Below are 17017 nucleotides of genomic sequence, written 5' to 3'. Positions count from 1 at the left end.
ATAAACGTTAATATTTGTATGCTGAATAATTGGCAGGCTATCTATCAAGGTACAAATAATGACTATAAAAAAAACGGCGCTGGCGGTATCGATCGGCGCAGCAGTGGCATTAACGACGTTCGCCTCCCAGGCGGAAATCACGGTCCTGAAACAAGATCCACAGGCGGGCAACCCGCTGAGCCGTCTTAACTTCACCGTTGGCGGGAGTATTCGTCCGCAGTTCCAGAATATGGCCGGTGATGATGGTAAGAATGGCTACAAACGTAATGGTTTCGACGGCGGGACGCGTTTCCGCTTCGCCGCTGATTACTATCTGTTTGATGACATCAGCTGGGTGAGTTATTACGAGCTGGGCGTTAACTTCCCGGCAATGTTCAACTGGGATAATCACTATGCTAACGGCGCCAACGATACCACGCGTCGTATGTTGTACACCGGTCTGAAGAGCGCGACCTGGGGTACGCTGACCTTCGGTCAACAGAACAGCATTTACTATGATGTGGTTGGTGCGAAAACGGATATCTGGGACTACGACATGATCGGTCAGGCACCAGGTAACGGTATCAATGGCGACTATGACGGTTCCTATCGTACGCGTAAATCACTGAAGTATAAGAAAACGGTTGGCGATGTTGATCTCTACGCGTCTTATCTGTTCAGTGATGATTACAACCCGAACAACGGTCTGCGCTACAAGCGTAAAGGCGGTGGCTCGCTGGGTGTGGATTATCACATCACCGATGACCTGACCTGGGGTACGGCGTGGAACTACACCCGCGCGGAAATGCGTGGCGACACCAGCAAAACCTACGATCAAAACATCGTCGGTACCGCGCTGAGCTGGAAACCGGACAACTGGACCTTCTCGATGGGCGGCGGTTGGTATCAAAACTTCATGACCACCAAAAAAGTCTCTGTTAACGATTACTTTGCCGGTGATGCCTGGGGTCTGGAATACTTTGCGGGTTACACCTTCCCGGTTGGTCAGTATGCGCTGAAATCCGTTCAACCCTACGTTATGGGCGACCGTATTGAATACGTGAATGGTCGTAACTACCTGCGTACCGACAATGGTGTGGGTATCAGCTTCCAGCTGGACTACGGTTTCCGTGTGGATTACGAACACGTCTTCACCTCCAGCACCGACAATCTGGGTGATATGAACTTGGTTCGTCTGCGTTACGACTTCTAAGTCAATTTCCCTGCCAAAACCGGGTAACCAGAAGGTTATCCGGTTTTTTTACTATCCTTAGCTGAAAAACACATTAGTACCTTCAGCGTACATTCAACGACATATCCCGCAACATCATGAAATAATTTCAAGGACAGCAGGTTGTGATCTGTGTCATGTTAACAATCAGCCTGTTAACAGGCCAACAAGAACAACGCCGCAAGAACGGCGTGAGACATGACACCACAACGTTAAAATGGAGAAATTATGGGATTGCGTCAGAGTTTACGCGTCGCGACCGGAGCGCTGTTACTGGCCTGTGGATTACAACTTGCTCATGCGAACAGTGACCCGCATACCATCGTGTTTGGCGTCGCACCTGGTCCGTACGGCGATATGGTGAAACAGGCCATTGCCCCTACGCTGAAAGAGAAAGGCTATAAGGTAGTGGTGCGCGAATTCAGCGACTACGTGCAGCCGAACATGGCGCTTTCCAACGGCAGTATTGATGCCAACTTGTTCCAGCACTCGCTCTACTTTGACAAATTCACCGCTGATAAAGGACTGAAGCTGAGCAAGCTGATTGTGGTCCCAACGGCCGGGATGGGTTTTTACTCACATAAAATCAAAAGCCTGGATGAGTTAAAAAAAGGGGATGTGATCACGCTTTCCAATGATCCAACCAACCTGGCTCGCGGTCTGCGTTTCCTGCAGTCTATTGGCCTTATTACCATCAAAGACACTATCGATCCGACTAAAGCCTCTGAGCGCGATATCGCCAGCAACCCGAAAGGGCTGGTGTTTAAACCGCTGGAAGCGGCACAACTGCCACGTACCCTGGACGGTGTGACCGGCGCGCTGGTCAACGGTAACTTTGCTGTGGCGGCAAAACTGGATCTCGCCAGTGCCATCAAGCAAGAGCATCTGGACGAAAATCTGAAAAATATCATAGCGGTACGCAGTGAAGATGCAGATAAACCGTTCGCGAAAGATATTGTGGCGGCGGTGAAATCTCCGGCGTATCGCGCGGTGATCGACGATCCGCAAAATATCTACAGCGCCTTCCAGAAACCGGAATGGATGTCGGCAGCCCAATAATCGCTGCGCACAAGGTTAACAGGGGCAGCGGCGACTGCCCTTTTCGCATTTCTGAGGTGGCTATGATTGAGATAGAAAAGGTTTGCGTGGATTTTAGCGCAGGCCGTGGACCATCAACCCGGGCGGTTGATGACGTCAGCTTGCGCATAGGCGCAGGTGAGATATTTGGCATTGTCGGGACCAGCGGCGCGGGGAAAAGTACGCTGCTGCGCACCCTGAACGCCTTAACGCGACCAAGCCTGGGAAGCGTAAAGGTTAACGGCGTAGAAATTTCCGCGCTGGAAGGGGCGCAACTACGTAAAGCCCGTCAGCGTATTGGGATGATTTTTCAGCATTTTAATCTGATGCATACCCGTACCGTGGCGCAAAACGTCGCTTTCAGCCTGAAGGCTGCCGGATGGGAGCGCAGTAAAATTGGCCCACGCGTCAGCGAAATCCTGACGCTGGTGGGGCTGTCTGACAAGGCGAACCGCTTTCCTGTGCAGCTCAGCGGCGGGCAAAAGCAGCGCGTTGGTATTGCCCGTGCGATTGCCAATCACCCGGATGTGCTGCTGTGTGATGAACCGACCTCTGCGCTGGATCTGGAAACATCGGCCACTATTCTGGCATTGCTTAAGCAGATCAACCAACAGCTGGGGATCACGATCGTGCTGATCACTCACGAGATGAACGTGATCAAATCGATTTGCGATCGTGTGGCGGTGATGTCCGGCGGCAAGGTGGTGGAGTCCGGTGAGGTGTTTGACGTTTTTGCTCACCCGCAGCACGCTTTCACGCAGCAACTGGTGTCGCATACCCTCAATCTGACGCTACCCGAACGCTTGCGCCAGCATTTGCCTGGCCAGTTGCTGAAAATTCTGTTCATCGGCGATTCGGCGGAACAGCCAGTGTTGTCAGAAGTCGCGGTTAAATTTGGTGTGGCGGTGAACATTCTGCACGGCAAAATTGAATATATCGGCGAGCGTGCGCTGGGGATTCTGGTGGTGCAACTGACCGCGCCGCATAACCCTTCTGCGGTGGATGTCGCCGTGGAACATATTCGTCAACGCACGGCACAGGTGGAGGTGATTCGTGGATGATTTATTGCCTGATTTGACGCTGGCGTTTAATGAAACCTTTCAGATGCTAAGTATCTCTACGGTGCTGGCGATTATTGGCGGTCTGCCGCTCGGTTTTCTTATTTTCGTCACCGACCGGCATTTATTCTGGCAAAACCGTTTTGTGTATCTGCTCAGCTCCGTGCTGGTGAATATCATCCGTTCGGTGCCGTTTGTGATCCTGCTGGTGCTGCTGCTGCCGCTCACTCAGTTTTTACTCGGAAATACCATTGGGCCGATTGCGGCGTCGGTCCCGCTCTCGGTGGCGGCAATCGCTTTTTATGCCCGTCTGGTCGACAGCGCACTGCGCGAAGTCGATAAAGGCATTATTGAAGCGGCGGAAGCCTTTGGCGCCAGCCCGATGCGCATCATCTGCACCGTTCTGTTACCTGAAGCGAGCGCGGGTCTGCTGCGTGGGTTGACGATAACGCTGGTGAGTCTGATCGGTTACTCCGCGATGGCCGGAATCGTTGGTGGCGGTGGGGTAGGCGACCTGGCGATTCGCTTTGGTTATTACCGCTACGAAACCCAGGTCATGATCGTCACCGTGGTGGCGCTGATTATTCTGGTGCAGGTCGTTCAGGTGCTGGGCGACTGGCTGGCGAAACGCGCGGATAAGCGTGACAGACACTGATCACTGTGCGTTAAGCCAGTCGGCAACGTCCTGCCATGTGCCGCGAAAGACGACTTTCGCGGCTTTCTTTTCCAGTTGATAACGATACATCGGGTCGTAATACTCGTTGAGCAACGGTACCAGCCAGCCCATATGGGCGTCGGTACTGCCCGTCGCTTGCTGTTCGCGCAGAGCCACGTCGAGCAGGGCGGTCAGCTCGGCAAAACGTTGTAAACCCAGACGGCGGCGAATAGCAAACAGGCCGTGGTGCAGATACTCGCTATACTCCTGCCAGCCCTGACTCTCGCCATAAGCATGGGTAAAATCGTGGTGCATCCGCACGAAATACTCTTCGCGCAGTCGCTCCAGACGACGCTCAAAAGGATCGTCCACCACTGCAATAGATGCCTGGGTCATGCGTTCGCGCAGGCACTCAGGCAGATGATTAGCCCCTATCATGCGGCCTTCATCTTCCAGTACCCACAGACGCAGATCCTGACGGCTGTCGGTTCTGAGCATTTCGACCGCCAGCAGGTTTTCAAAACTCGCCTGACTCAGCTGCGGTTCAACGGTGCGACCAAACGAGGAACCGCGATGGTGCGCCAGACCTTCGAGATCCACGCCGTTCGGCTGCTGTTGCACCAGCTGCGTTTTACCGTTCCCGGTACAGCCGCCAATTAAGACGATCGGCTTTTGCACTAATTTTTCAGTCAGCTGAATCGCCGCCTGACGCAGGGCTTTGTAGCCGCCGTGTATCAGCGGGTAGTCAATCCCGGACTCGTGCAGCCACTGCTGCACAATGTGCGAACGCTGACCGCCGCGCGCGCAGCATAAATAACCCGCAGGATTTTGACGACAGGCATCCAGCCAGGCCTTCATACGTTGTTGGCGAGTCTCACCGCAGACCAGTTGATGGCCGAGCTTGAGAGCTGCCTCGGGTCCCTGACGTTTATAACAGGTACCCACGGCGGCACGTTCGTCATCGTTCATTAGGGGAAGGTTGATTGCGCCCGGCATTGCGCCTTGCAGAAATTCGACGGGGGCGCGTACATCGATTATAGGCGTACCAGCGAGCAAAATTGCGCGATAGTCCTGTGCTGTTTGTGTGTCTTGCATAGTAAAAAACGAAACCTCAAATCATCCTGTGTACTATTTTACGCGCCAAATGAGAGGATGACTTGATTTTCAATCGCGTGCATTGTTGAAAATTGCTAAAAATCCGGCGATTTCCGGTTTTCGCTGGGTAAACAGCGCCACAATATCTTCTACGGCCTTACCCGCGCCAAACTTATGCCACGCGAGGCTTAAGGGGGAAGGGGGACGCATGGTCGGGATGATACTGCTGACCAGTTGGCCGCTATCTAGTAACGGTTGGCAGAGCGGCTGCGGAACGAATCCAATACCCACACCCGCAAGATGCGCCGCAATCTTGGTTTCCATGTCCGGTACGATGATCTCCTTTTGACCGGGAAGACGCCATGCGACCCGTTTGGTCAGGGTCCGCGCGCTGTCCTCAATGTTAATTGCCGGAAAGCGGCGCAACTGCGCTTCCGTTAATGAGCCGCTGACGTCTGCTAGTGGATGATCCGCTGACATGACAAATCGCCACTGAACAGAACCCAAAGGATCGAGGGTAAAGGTGTTTGCCATCGGTTCCGTGCCGGTTACGCCGATAGCCAGCGAGAATCCTTCGTACAAGAGTGAATCCCATACGCCCATATAAATTTGCCGGGAAAAGTGAAACTGAGTAAAGGGGTAGCGGGCGTTAAGCCAGGATAACAGGCGAGCGACGGCTTCAGGGCTGTACAGCAGGTTGTTGACCACAATATTCACCTGGCGCTCTACGCCGTCATTCACTTGCTGTAATTCGCTGGGCATGCTGTCCAGCCAGGCGAGCCAGTCTTTTGCCTGGGAAAGAAGGTGAGAACCTGCGGCGGTTAACGTCACGCTTCGGGTGGTGCGAAAAAACAGCGCGACGCCGGTATTTTCTTCCAGAAGCTTAATGCGGTAACTGATGGTGGCCGTGGTTTTACACAAGCGATCCGCTGCCCGGGAGAAACTTCCCGTTTCGGCGACGCCGATAAAGGTACGTAGTGTTTCCGGGTCAAACATTTTCAGCTACTCCCTAAATGATCATCTGCAAGCCTGATTTCTTGTTCTCTGATTTATAAGTATTTTTGCATAATGACCTTGTTTAAATTGTGGTCTAAATCTAATTTTGGAAAATTTTTCCAATTTTTGTGTTGATGTTAAATCACGAAGGTTTTAGATTGCATGGTATTGAAGCCGCTAAGTGTTCTGACTGCGGTTCAGCGGAATTCAGTTACAAGGAAATGATGATGAAACTAGAGGTACTACCGTTAAATCAGCACGCGTTCAGCGCCTATGGCGATGTGATAGAAACTCATAAACGTGATTTTTTTCATATCAATGATGGGCTCGTTGAACGTTATCACGACCTGGCCAATGTGGAGATACTTAAGCAGGATCGCACGCTCATCAGTATCAACCGCGCGCAACCAGCAGCGATGCCGATTGTTGTGCATGAACTGGAGCGCCATCCGCTAGGCACTCAGGCATTTATGCCTATGAATGGCGAAGCGTTTGTAGTGATTGTCGCGCTCGGCGAGGACAAACCTGACCTTTCCACTTTAAAAGCCTTTATCACCAATGGCCAACAGGGTGTGAATTACCACCGAAATGTCTGGCATCACCCGCTGTTTGCCTGGCAAACCGTGACCAATTTTCTGACTATCGATCGTGGTGGTAGCGATAATTGCGATGTTGAAAGTATCCCGGCACATGAGCTCTGTTTTGCGTGACGCTATCGGCCTTCTTGCTTAATATGCGCATATTGTTCATTGTTTATGCTCATATTTTGGGCCGGAGTAAACGTAGTGGAGACGGAAGTAAGACGGCGCGGCAGGCCTGGACAGGCGGAGCCGGTTGCGCAGAAAGGCGCTCAGGCGCTTGAGAGAGGCATTGCGATTTTGCAGTATCTCGAAAGAAGTGGAGGCAGTTCGTCAGTTAGCGATATTTCCGGCAGTCTGGATTTACCGCTCTCCACGACTTTTCGCCTGTTGAAGGTTTTACAGGGTGCTGATTTTGTCTATCAGGACAGCCAGTTAGGCTGGTGGCACATCGGTTTAGGCGTATTCAATGTGGGCTCTGCGTATATTCATAATCGCGACGTCCTGTCGGTAGCCGGACCGTTTATGCACCGATTAATGCTGCTGTCAGGCGAAACGGTTAATGTCGCAATTCGCAATGGCACCGAAGCGGTGTTGATTGGTCAGAAGGAGTGCAAATCGATGGTCAGAATGTGCGCACCTTTAGGCAGTCGTATGCCGTTACATGCTTCCGGCGCGGGAAAAGCGCTGCTTTATCCGTTGATGGAAGAAGAGCTAATGGACATCATCGTGAAAACGGGTTTGCAGCAATTTACGCCAACCACGTTGGTGGATTTTCCTACTCTGCTGCGCAATCTGGAAATGGCGCGTGAGAATGGGTATATCGTCGATCACGAAGAACATGTTATTGGATTGAATTGCATTGCATCAGCTATCTATGATGATGTAGGCAGTGTCGTTGCTGCCATCTCTATTTCGGGGCCCGCATCCAGACTGACGGAAGATCGTTTTATCAGTCAGGGGGAGCTGGTACGGGATACTGCACGAGATATCAGTACGGCTCTGGGTTTAAAAGCCCCCGTAGCTTAAGTCGCAACCCGCTCAGAGGAGCGGGACTTTTTTGGATTTTTTCAAAGTTGGAAAGTTTTTCCAATTAATAGAGGTAGAAAGAAAATGGCAAAAATGAGAGCCGTTGACGCGGCAATGTATGTGCTGGAAAAAGAAGGTATCACCACCGCATTTGGGGTTCCTGGAGCGGCAATTAACCCGTTCTATTCCGCAATGCGTAAGCACGGAGGCATCCGTCACATTCTGGCTCGTCATGTTGAAGGCGCTTCCCATATGGCGGAAGGCTATACGCGTGCGACGGCAGGAAACATTGGCGTTTGCCTTGGCACTTCTGGTCCGGCAGGCACTGATATGATCACTGCGCTGTATTCCGCCTCTGCTGATTCTATTCCAATTTTATGCATCACCGGTCAGGCACCTCGCGCTCGCCTGCATAAGGAAGATTTTCAGGCTGTTGATATTGAATCTATTGCCAAACCGGTCAGCAAAATGGCGGTAACAGTGCGTGAAGCCGCACTGCTTCCCCGGGTTTTGCAGCAGGCATTCCATGTCATGCGCTCTGGTCGTCCTGGTCCGGTATTGATCGATTTACCTTTTGATATTCAGGTTGAAGAAATCGAATTCGATCCCGACATGTATGAACCGCTGCCAGTCTACAAGCCTGCAGCCAGCCGCAAACAGATTGAGAAAGCGTTGGAAATGCTGATTCAGGCTGAGCGTCCGGTCATCGTGGCTGGGGGCGGGGTGATTAATGCTGATGCCAGCGAATTGCTGCAACGTTTTGCAGAATTAACCAACGTACCGGTAATTCCTACGCTGATGGGCTGGGGATGCATCCCGGACGATCATGAGTTAATGGCCGGAATGGTGGGGTTGCAAACGGCGCATCGGTACGGAAACGCCACGCTGCTGGCCTCCGATATGGTGTTCGGTATTGGTAACCGCTTTGCTAACCGACACACAGGCTCCGTCGCGAAATATACCGAAGGGCGCAAAATCATTCATATCGATATTGAACCGACGCAAATTGGCCGCGTCCTGTGCCCGGATTTAGGAATCGTTTCGGATGCCAAAGCTGCGCTAACTTTGCTGATTGACGTTGCTCAGGAGATGCAGAAAGCCGGTCGTTTACCTTGCCGGAATACCTGGGTTGATGAATGTCAGCAGCGTAAGCGGACGCTACTGCGTAAAACCCACTTCGACAATGTCCCGGTTAAACCGCAGCGTGTTTATGAAGAGATGAATAAAGCCTTTGGTCGTGATGTTTGCTACGTCACCACCATTGGGTTATCGCAAATTGCCGCTGCGCAAATGCTGCACGTATTTAAGGATCGTCATTGGATCAACTGCGGTCAGGCAGGCCCTCTTGGCTGGACGCTGCCGGCGGCATTAGGGGTTTGTGTGGCTGACCCAATGCGTAACGTTGTTGGGATTTCCGGTGATTTTGACTTCCAGTTCCTGATCGAAGAACTGGCGGTGGGCGCACAGTTCAACATTCCTTACATCCATGTGCTGGTCAACAACGCTTATCTCGGCCTGATTCGCCAGTCGCAGCGCGCTTTTGATATGGATTACTGCGTCCAACTGGCGTTCGAAAACATCAACTCCAGCGAAGTAAACGGCTATGGCGTTGATCACGTCAAAGTGGCTGAGGGATTAGGCTGTAAAGCCATCCGCGTATTTAAACCTGAAGATCTTGCTCCGGCATTTGAACAAGCCAAAGCTCTGATGGCACAGTACCGCGTTCCGGTTGTGGTCGAAGTGATCCTTGAGCGCGTGACCAACATCTCTATGGGCAGTGAGCTGGATAATGTCACCGAGTTTGAAGAGATTGCAGACGGTGCGATGGATGCACCAACCGAAACCTGTTTTATGAAATACGAATAGAAGGGGTGACAGATGTTACGTTTCTCAGCCAATCTTTCCATGCTGTTTCTGGAATACAGTTTTCTTGAACGCTTCGATAAAGCGGCACAATCGGGATTTCGTGGCGTAGAGTTTATGTTTCCCTACGATTACGACATTGACGTATTAAAGGAAAAGCTGCAGATCAACCAGCTGGAGCATACGCTGCATAATCTTCCTGCCGGAGACTGGGCGGCGGGTGAACGCGGTATCGCCTGTATTCCAGGTCGCGAAGAAGAATTTCGAGATGGTGTCGCGGCGGCTGTTCGTTATGCGAAGGGGCTCGGCAATAAGAAGATCAATTGCCTGGTAGGTAAAACTCCTGCGGGGTTTTCTGCCGAACAGATCCAGCAGACGTTGGTGGAAAACCTGCGCTATGCGGCAAATATGTTAGCGAAAGAAGATATTTTATTGCTGATTGAGCCGATCAACCATTTTGATATTCCTGGATTCCATCTCACCGGGACCCAGCAGGCGCTGGCTTTAATCGATAGTGTCGGTTGCAATAATATCAAGATTCAGTATGACATTTACCATATGCAGCGTATGGAAGGGGAATTAACCCAGACCATGACCACGTGGGCAAATAAAATAGGTCATTTGCAAATTGCCGATAACCCTCGTCGTGGAGAGCCTGGAACCGGGGAAATTAATTATGACTTTATTTTTAAGTTTATCGATAAATCAGGTTATGACGGTTGGATTGGTTGCGAATATAAACCATTGACCACCACCGAAGCGGGATTGTCGTGGATTAATCAATATCGATAATTTTTAAGGAATTTCAGGCAACGCCATTTTTCCACCGTTCTGGAAGGGGATTGTGTTGCCTGAATTCGGGAAAACCGACAGAGATATAAGAGGTTAAAATGAAACTGGGATTTATTGGTCTGGGTATTATGGGTTCGCCAATGGCGATTAATCTGGCTCGCGCCGGACATCAATTACATGTCACGACCATTGGTCCGGTTGCGGACGAATTGCTGTCATTGGGGGCAGTTAATGTTGAAACTGCGCGTCAGGTAACTGATTTTGCAGACATCATCTTCATAATGGTTCCGGACACGCCGCAGGTGGAAGAAGTGCTTTTTGGCGAACACGGTTGTGCCAAAACCGCATTGCAGGGAAAAACCATTGTCGATATGAGTTCTATCTCTCCTATCGAAACCAAACGTTTTGCGAAACAGGTTAATGCGTTGGGCGGGGATTACCTCGATGCGCCCGTCTCTGGCGGGGAAATTGGCGCTCGCGAAGGTACCTTGTCCATTATGGTTGGCGGTGATCCAGATGTATTTGCACGGGTCAAACCGCTGTTTGATATTCTGGGTAAAAATATCACGCTGGTAGGCGGTAATGGTGATGGTCAAACCTGTAAGGTGGCTAACCAAATTATCGTTGCCTTAAATATTGAAGCTGTTTCAGAGGCGTTAGTCTTTGCTTCGAAAGCTGGCGCGGATCCCGTTCGCGTGCGGCAGGCATTAATGGGGGGATTTGCCTCTTCTCGAATTCTGGAAGTACATGGTGAGCGTATGATCAAGCGCACCTTTGAGCCCGGTTTCAAAATTGCATTGCATCAAAAAGATCTCAATCTTGCATTACAAAGCGCCAGGGCACTGTCATTGAATCTGCCTAATACAGCAACTTGTCAGGAATTATTTAATACCTGTGCCGCGAATGGGGGTAGCCAGTTGGATCACTCGGCCATGGTTCAGGCGTTGGAGTTAATGGCAAATCATAAATTATCATGATCATTCGTATCGCTGCGCTCACTGCAGCGATACATTTTAATCAGACACACTTTGGAAAGGTGCATGTCATGAGTGAAAAGAGAACATCCGGTATTGAATATTGGAAGAAGATCGTCGTCGTAATGAGTCTGGGTTGGGTAGCAATATGGATATATCGCACCGTGCTCACACCTATTTATCCTGAAATTCAGGCATCACTGGGTAATGTTAGCAATGCTGAAATAGGTGCTATCGCCAGTTTTTATTTCTTCGCCTATTGCAGCATGCAAATTCCCTGCGGAATTCTGGTCGATAAGCTTGGCCAGAAAATTATGCTGATGTGTGGGTTTACGCTGTTTATTATTGGTACGCTGAGTATTGCAAAAGCCACTGGACTGGTGATGATCTATGCGGGTTCGCTAATGGCGGGAGCGGGTTGCGCCTCTTTCTTTAGTTCAGCGTATTCACTCTCTTCGGCAAATGTCCCACAGGCTCGTCGGGCACTGGCAAACGCCATTATTAATAGCGGCTCTGCAATTGGGATGGGGATCGGTTTAATCGGTTCCAGCGTGCTGGTAAAAAGCATGAGCATGGCCTGGCAAAATGTGTTGTTCTTGGTTGCTGCCATTCTGGTGGTGATGCTGTGCATATTCACTTTGGTTATCCGTGGTAAGGCAAAAAATGAAGTACCTGCTGCAGATCAGAAAATTCAAACGGTAACGGCATCAGAAGAGAAGAGCCCGCCGCTGTTTTCGGGTCTGTTATGTAGCGTGTACTTCCTCTACTTCTGTACCTGCTATGGCTATTACCTGATCGTGACCTGGCTCCCGTCTTATCTGCAGACTGAACGAGGATTTGATGGCGGTGCGATTGGGGTAGCCTCGGCATTAGTCGCCGTGGTGGGTGTCCCTGGCGCATTATTCTTTAGCCATTTGTCCGATAAGTTTCGCAACAGTAAAGTCAAAGTCATTCTTGGTCTGGAAATCATGGCCGCCGCAATGCTGGTATTTACGGTGTTGTCGCCGAATACTACCATGTTGATGGTCAGCCTGACTCTGTACGGTTTATTGGGAAAAATGGCGGTGGATCCGATTCTGATCTCCTTTGTTTCTGAGCAAGCGTCATCAAAAACGCTGGGCAGAGCATTTAGCCTGTTTAACTTCTTTGGCATGAGCTCAGCTGTTATTGCGCCAACATTAACCGGATTTATTTCTGATTTGACGGGCTCTAAAGAAATAAGCTTTGTTATCTCCGCCTGTCTGGTTGTTACCGGAACGCTTATTTTTGCGGCCGTTACATTATATAAAAAGAAAGCAACGATAGTCATTGCTTCAGCATAAAAAAATAATTAAAACTATTTAACTTATTTTCTATTGTTTTTGTTCCGCATAGCTAAACCCATTACAACGTTATCCGATACGTGACAAGAGGGATTTATGGAACATCAAAGAGATCTATATCAACAACGTGGTTATAGTGACGACTTATTACCAAAAACAGCCGAGCAACGAAACTGGAAAACATTCAACTATTTTACATTATGGATGGGGTCTGTGCATAACGTACCTAATTACGTTATGGTTGGTGGGTTCTTTATTCTTGGGCTTTCCACATTCAGCATCATGCTGGCTATTATTATTAGTGCATTGTTTATTGCGTTAGTTATGGTAATGAACGGTGCAGCCGGAAGTAAATACGGTGTACCTTTTGCAATGATTCTGCGTGGCTCGTATGGCGTACGCGGAGCGCTCTTCCCGGGACTCTTGAGAGGGGGGATTGCAGCAATTATGTGGTTCGGTCTGCAATGTTATGCCGGATCGCTGGCATTTCTTATTCTGATTGGCAAGATATGGCCAGGGTTTTTAACGCTGGGCGGTGACTTTACCTTATTAGGGCTTTCTCTGCCGGGGCTGATTACATTTCTTATTTTTTGGCTCATTAACGTCGGTATTGGTTTTGGTGGTGGTAAGGTATTAAATAAATTTACCGCAATCCTCAACCCCTGTATTTATATTGTATTCGGCGGGATGGCTATCTGGGCGATATCACTGGTAGGAATTGGACCGATTCTGGACTACATTCCTGGCGGCGTACAAAAAGCGGGCAACAGCGGATTCCTGTTTCTGGTTGTTATCAACGCGGTTGTTGCGGTATGGGCCGCTCCGGCAGTGAGCGCATCCGATTTTACGCAAAATGCACACTCATTTCGTGAACAAGCGTTGGGCCAGACGCTAGGGCTCATTGTCGCATACGTGCTATTTGCCATTGCCAGCGTGTGCATAATCGCCGGTGCCAGTATTCATTACGGAATGGATACGTGGAATGTGCTGGATATCGTGCAGCGTTGGGACAGTTTGTTTGCCTCGTTTTTTGCGGTACTGGTTATTTTAATGACGACAATCTCTACGAACGCTACCGGTAATATTATTCCTGCTGGTTATCAGATTGCCGCTATTGCACCTACTAAGTTAACGTATAAAAACGGTGTATTGATCGCCAGTATTATTAGTTTGCTGATTTGTCCGTGGAAGTTAATGGAAAATCAGAGCAGTATTTATCTGTTTCTGGATATTATCGGCGGGATGCTTGGCCCTGTTATTGGGGTTATGTTAGCGCATTATTTTGTCGTGATGCGCGGAAAAATTAATCTTGATGAATTATATACCGCCAGCGGTGATTACCAATATTATGAAAACGGATTTAATCTGACAGCCTTCTCCGTAACGTTAGTGGCAGTCATTCTTTCACTGGGGGGTAAATTTATTCCTCTGCTTGAACCGTTATCGCGAGTGTCGTGGTTTGTTGGCGTTATTGTCGCATTTGTCGCCTATGCCTTGCTGAAGAAAAAATCAGTTGCTGAATCAGCCAGAGCGCAAAAAGCCACAGGACAGATGTGATGAAGTCAGTAATCGCTTATTTAAGCGTGAGTTATTTATAAAAATTATCTGTATCCATACAAGGAGTTTGTTATGTCTTTTGATTTAATTATTAAGAACGGTACTGTTATTTTAGAAAATGAAGCTCGCATTATTGATATTGCCGTCCAGGCAGGAAAAATCGCCGCCATTGGCGAGAATCTGGGTGAGGCGAAGCAGGTCATGGATGCGACGGGGCTGGTGGTTTCACCTGGCATGGTTGATGCGCATACCCATATCTCCGAGCCGGGTCGTACCCATTGGGAAGGGTATGAGACGGGGACGCGTGCCGCGGCAAAAGGCGGTATCACCACGATGATCGAAATGCCTCTCAACCAGCTACCCGCGACAGTGGATCGTGAAACCATCGAGCTGAAATTTGATGCGGCCAAAGGCAAATTGACCATTGATGCCGCGCAGCTTGGCGGTCTGGTTTCATATAACCTCGATCGTCTGCACGAGCTGGATGACGTCGGTGTTGTCGGTTTCAAATGCTTCGTTGCCACCTGTGGCGACCGCGGTATCGATAATGATTTTCGCGACGTGAACGACTGGCAGTTCTTTAAAGGCGCGCAGAAGCTGGCAGAAATGAACCAGACGGTACTGGTGCATTGCGAAAACGCGCTCATCTGCGACGAGCTTGGCGAGGAGGCTAAACGCGAAGGTCGCGTGACGGCGCATGATTATGTGGCCTCACGTCCGGTATTTACCGAAGTGGAAGCGATTCGTCGGGTGCTGTATCTGGCGAAAGTCGCCGGTTGTCGCCTGCATGTCTGCCATATCAGCAGCCCGGAAGGCGTGGAAGAAGTGACCCGTGCCCGTCAGGAAGGTCAGGATGTGACCTGCGAATCCTGCCCGCATTATTTCGTACTGGATACCGATCAGTTTGAAGAGATTGGCACCCTCGCGAAATGCTCTCCGCCAATCCGTGATCTGAAAAATCAGCAAGGTATGTGGGAAAAGCTGTTTAACGGCGAGATTGACTGCCTGGTTTCCGACCACTCTCCATGCCCGCCGGAAATGAAGGCTGGCAATATCATGCAGGCGTGGGGCGGCATTGCCGGACTGCAGAGCTGCATGGACGTTATGTTTGATGAAGCCGTGCAAAAACGCGGCATGTCGCTGCCGCTGTTCGCAAAATTAATGGCAACCAATGCCGCCGATATTTTTGGTCTGAAGCAGAAAGGACGTATTGCACCGGGTAAAGATGCCGACTTCGTCTTTATTCAACCGGACAGCAAATACGTTCTGAAGAACGAAGACCTGGAATATCGCCACAAAGTCAGCCCGTATGTTGGCCGTACGATTGGCGCGCGCATTACTAAAACCATTCTGCGTGGTGATGTTATTTATGACATTGAGCAGGGTTTCCCGGTATCGCCTAAAGGTCAATTTATCCTTAAACATCAACAATAATGTGATGTGAATTAATGCCCGTCATATTGGCGGGCATTCTCTATTCTAAGGTATGAATATGCTTCCTGTTATTAACCGCGAAAGTTTGTTATCCGGCTTTCAGTGGTTTTTCTTTATTTTTTGTAATACGGTCGTGGTCCCGCCAACGCTGGTTTCTGCTTTTCATCTCCCTGTGAGCAATCTGCTAATGCTCACGCAGTACGCTTTTTTAACGACGTCTCTGGCCTGTCTTGCGCAGGTTATTTGTGGCCATCGCCGCGCCATTATGGAAGGACCAACCGGTTTGTGGTGGGGAACCATACTGACGATTACGCTGGCTGAGGCCTCACGCGGAACACCACTCAATGATATTGCTACCAGCCTGTCCGTTGGAATTGTGATTTCCGCTGTTCTGACGATGATTATCGGCTTTAGTGGACTGGGGCATCGATTAGCCGGGCTCTTTACCCCAACGGTGATGGTCTTTTTTATGCTGCTGCTTGGCGCGCAGTTGACCACTATATTTTTTAAAGGCATGTTGGGGTTGCCCTTTGGCATTGCGGATACCAGCGTCAAAATTCAACTGGCGCCCTTTAGCCTGGCAGTTGCTGTGATGTGTTTCATCCTTGCGATGATCATCTTTTTACCACAGCGGATCTCACGCTATGCCCTGTTGGTAGGGGCGATAGTGGGATGGGGTCTGTGGCGATTGTGTTTTCCATCAATAACCTTGCCGTCCGGTGAATTAAGCTGGCAGTGGTTCCCGTTAGGCAGTCACGGCAGACTGTTGCCGGGCATTATTCTGACGGCAGTTATCACCGGTCTGGTGAATGTCAGTAATACCTATGGCGCGGTGCGCGGCACGGACGTCTTTTATGCACAACAAGGCTCCAGCAGCTCGCGTTATCGCCGCAGTTTTATTATTTCCGGTTTTATGACGTTGGTGACAGTACCTTTTGCCGTTATTCCATTTTCACCCTTTGTCTCTTCTATCGGTCTGTTAACACAGACCGGTGATAGCTCGCGAAAATCATTTATTTGCGGCAGCGTATTATGTTTATTCGTGGCAATGTTTACGCCACTAACCCGTTTATTTTGCGCCATTCCGTTGGCGATCAGCAGTGCCGTGATGCTGGTTTCTTATCTTCCGCTGCTTTATTCCGGTTTGGTATTTAGCCAGCAAATCACATTTACCGCACGGAATATTTATCGACTGGCGCTCCCGCTATTTGTCGGCATTTTTTTGATGGGACTGCCTCCGGTTTATTTACAAGACCTTCCGTTGGCTATTCGGCCATTACTGAGCAATGGCTTGCTGGTAGGGATTTTACTGGCGGTGCTTATGGAGAATCTCATTCCATGGGAACGCATTAAATAACATGATGAAAAAGGATTGAT

15 protein-coding genes are annotated in these 17017 nt (G+C 49.9%); 13 read left to right on the top strand and 2 right to left on the bottom strand.

Annotated features, from left to right (window positions below; genetic code table 11):
• The first annotated feature begins 58 nt into the window (after positions 1-58).
• The 4 genes from OGV93_RS07105 (at position 59) to OGV93_RS07090 (ending at position 4000) form a co-directional block, all read left to right on the top strand.
• Entirely contained in the window at positions 59-1192 is a 1134-nt protein-coding gene (locus OGV93_RS07105) for a porin (protein ID WP_016152115.1), read from the top strand.
• A gap of 246 nt (positions 1193-1438) precedes the next feature.
• Positions 1439-2269 (top strand): MetQ/NlpA family ABC transporter substrate-binding protein, encoded by an 831-nt coding sequence (locus OGV93_RS07100; protein WP_016152116.1) that lies wholly within the window; start codon positions 1439-1441, stop codon positions 2267-2269.
• Between the two features lie 62 nt (positions 2270-2331).
• Positions 2332-3348 carry a virulence-associated ABC transporter ATP-binding protein SfbB gene (sfbB, locus tag OGV93_RS07095; protein ID WP_046276103.1) on the top strand — a complete coding sequence of 339 codons (1017 nt, stop codon included), beginning with the start codon at positions 2332-2334 and terminating at the stop codon, positions 3346-3348.
• The gene (locus tag OGV93_RS07090; RefSeq protein WP_003831085.1) at positions 3341-4000 is read left to right on the top strand and encodes a methionine ABC transporter permease; all 660 of its coding nucleotides are present in this window, start codon (positions 3341-3343) and stop codon (positions 3998-4000) included. Before sfbB ends, OGV93_RS07090 begins: the two co-directional genes overlap by 8 nt.
• On the opposite strand, the gene mnmH is transcribed toward OGV93_RS07090, so the two are convergent.
• Both mnmH and allS read right to left on the bottom strand, forming a co-directional pair.
• Positions 4001-5095, bottom strand: a complete 1095-nt coding sequence (gene mnmH, locus OGV93_RS07085) for a tRNA 2-selenouridine(34) synthase MnmH (protein ID WP_287109475.1) — start codon at positions 5093-5095, stop codon at positions 4001-4003.
• A 69-nt stretch (positions 5096-5164) separates the two neighbouring features.
• Positions 5165-6091 (bottom strand): HTH-type transcriptional activator AllS, encoded by a 927-nt coding sequence (gene allS, locus OGV93_RS07080; RefSeq protein WP_104651323.1) that lies wholly within the window; start codon positions 6089-6091, stop codon positions 5165-5167.
• Between the two features lie 227 nt (positions 6092-6318).
• Here allS and allA point away from each other — a divergent pair, with 227 nt between their 5' ends.
• The 9 genes from allA to OGV93_RS07035 all read left to right on the top strand — a co-directional run bounded on the left by allA (position 6319) and on the right by OGV93_RS07035 (position 16997).
• The gene (allA, locus tag OGV93_RS07075; protein WP_104651324.1) at positions 6319-6801 is read left to right on the top strand and encodes an ureidoglycolate lyase; all 483 of its coding nucleotides are present in this window, start codon (positions 6319-6321) and stop codon (positions 6799-6801) included.
• Between the two features lie 75 nt (positions 6802-6876).
• Positions 6877-7698: an HTH-type transcriptional repressor AllR gene (gene allR / locus OGV93_RS07070; protein WP_249417766.1), complete on the top strand. Its 822-nt coding sequence runs from the start codon at positions 6877-6879 to the stop codon at positions 7696-7698.
• Between the two features lie 84 nt (positions 7699-7782).
• A complete protein-coding gene (gcl, locus tag OGV93_RS07065) occupies positions 7783-9564 on the top strand; it encodes a glyoxylate carboligase (RefSeq protein ID WP_181546122.1) in 1782 nt (593 codons plus the stop codon).
• A 12-nt stretch (positions 9565-9576) separates the two neighbouring features.
• On the top strand, positions 9577-10353 hold the full coding sequence (gene hyi, locus OGV93_RS07060; RefSeq protein ID WP_104651327.1) for a hydroxypyruvate isomerase: 777 nt from the start codon (positions 9577-9579) through the stop codon (positions 10351-10353).
• A 98-nt stretch (positions 10354-10451) separates the two neighbouring features.
• Entirely contained in the window at positions 10452-11330 is an 879-nt protein-coding gene (gene glxR, locus OGV93_RS07055) for a 2-hydroxy-3-oxopropionate reductase (protein WP_172860569.1), read from the top strand.
• A gap of 68 nt (positions 11331-11398) precedes the next feature.
• Complete coding sequence (locus OGV93_RS07050) at positions 11399-12649, top strand: MFS transporter (protein WP_104651335.1); 1251 nt, start codon at positions 11399-11401, stop codon at positions 12647-12649.
• Positions 12650-12745: 96 nt separating this feature from the next.
• Positions 12746-14206 (top strand): allantoin transporter, encoded by a 1461-nt coding sequence (locus tag OGV93_RS07045; RefSeq protein WP_181546120.1) that lies wholly within the window; start codon positions 12746-12748, stop codon positions 14204-14206.
• Between the two features lie 72 nt (positions 14207-14278).
• Positions 14279-15640 (top strand): allantoinase AllB, encoded by a 1362-nt coding sequence (gene allB, locus OGV93_RS07040; protein ID WP_287109474.1) that lies wholly within the window; start codon positions 14279-14281, stop codon positions 15638-15640.
• Between the two features lie 58 nt (positions 15641-15698).
• On the top strand, positions 15699-16997 hold the full coding sequence (locus OGV93_RS07035) for a uracil/xanthine transporter (protein ID WP_104652289.1): 1299 nt from the start codon (positions 15699-15701) through the stop codon (positions 16995-16997).
• Positions 16998-17017 lie beyond the last annotated feature (20 nt).

The sequence above is a fragment of the Citrobacter sp. Cb031 genome (assembly GCF_030336725.1).
Taxonomy (GTDB): Bacteria; Pseudomonadota; Gammaproteobacteria; order Enterobacterales; family Enterobacteriaceae; genus Citrobacter; species Citrobacter braakii.
The sequence above is the reverse complement of the archived record's forward strand: the minus strand, read 5'-3'. Positions and strand labels throughout refer to the sequence as shown.

Bases quoted from the DNA above. Each gene is read 5' to 3' on its own strand.
- sfbB (WP_046276103.1), top strand. From the start codon at position 2,332: ATGATTGAGATAGAAAAGGTTTGCGTGGATTTTAGCGCAGGCCGTGGA.
- OGV93_RS07045 (WP_181546120.1), top strand. From the start codon at position 12,746: ATGGAACATCAAAGAGATCTATATCAACAACGTGGTTATAGTGACGAC.
- OGV93_RS07100 (WP_016152116.1), top strand. From the start codon at position 1,439: ATGGGATTGCGTCAGAGTTTACGCGTCGCGACCGGAGCGCTGTTACTG.
- allS (WP_104651323.1), bottom strand. From the start codon at position 6,091: ATGTTTGACCCGGAAACACTACGTACCTTTATCGGCGTCGCCGAAACG.
- OGV93_RS07035 (WP_104652289.1), top strand. From the start codon at position 15,699: ATGCTTCCTGTTATTAACCGCGAAAGTTTGTTATCCGGCTTTCAGTGG.
- glxR (WP_172860569.1), top strand. From the start codon at position 10,452: ATGAAACTGGGATTTATTGGTCTGGGTATTATGGGTTCGCCAATGGCG.
- allB (WP_287109474.1), top strand. From the start codon at position 14,279: ATGTCTTTTGATTTAATTATTAAGAACGGTACTGTTATTTTAGAAAAT.
- allA (WP_104651324.1), top strand. From the start codon at position 6,319: ATGAAACTAGAGGTACTACCGTTAAATCAGCACGCGTTCAGCGCCTAT.
- mnmH (WP_287109475.1), bottom strand. From the start codon at position 5,095: ATGCAAGACACACAAACAGCACAGGACTATCGCGCAATTTTGCTCGCT.
- gcl (WP_181546122.1), top strand. From the start codon at position 7,783: ATGGCAAAAATGAGAGCCGTTGACGCGGCAATGTATGTGCTGGAAAAA.
- OGV93_RS07105 (WP_016152115.1), top strand. From the start codon at position 59: ATGACTATAAAAAAAACGGCGCTGGCGGTATCGATCGGCGCAGCAGTG.
- hyi (WP_104651327.1), top strand. From the start codon at position 9,577: ATGTTACGTTTCTCAGCCAATCTTTCCATGCTGTTTCTGGAATACAGT.
- OGV93_RS07050 (WP_104651335.1), top strand. From the start codon at position 11,399: ATGAGTGAAAAGAGAACATCCGGTATTGAATATTGGAAGAAGATCGTC.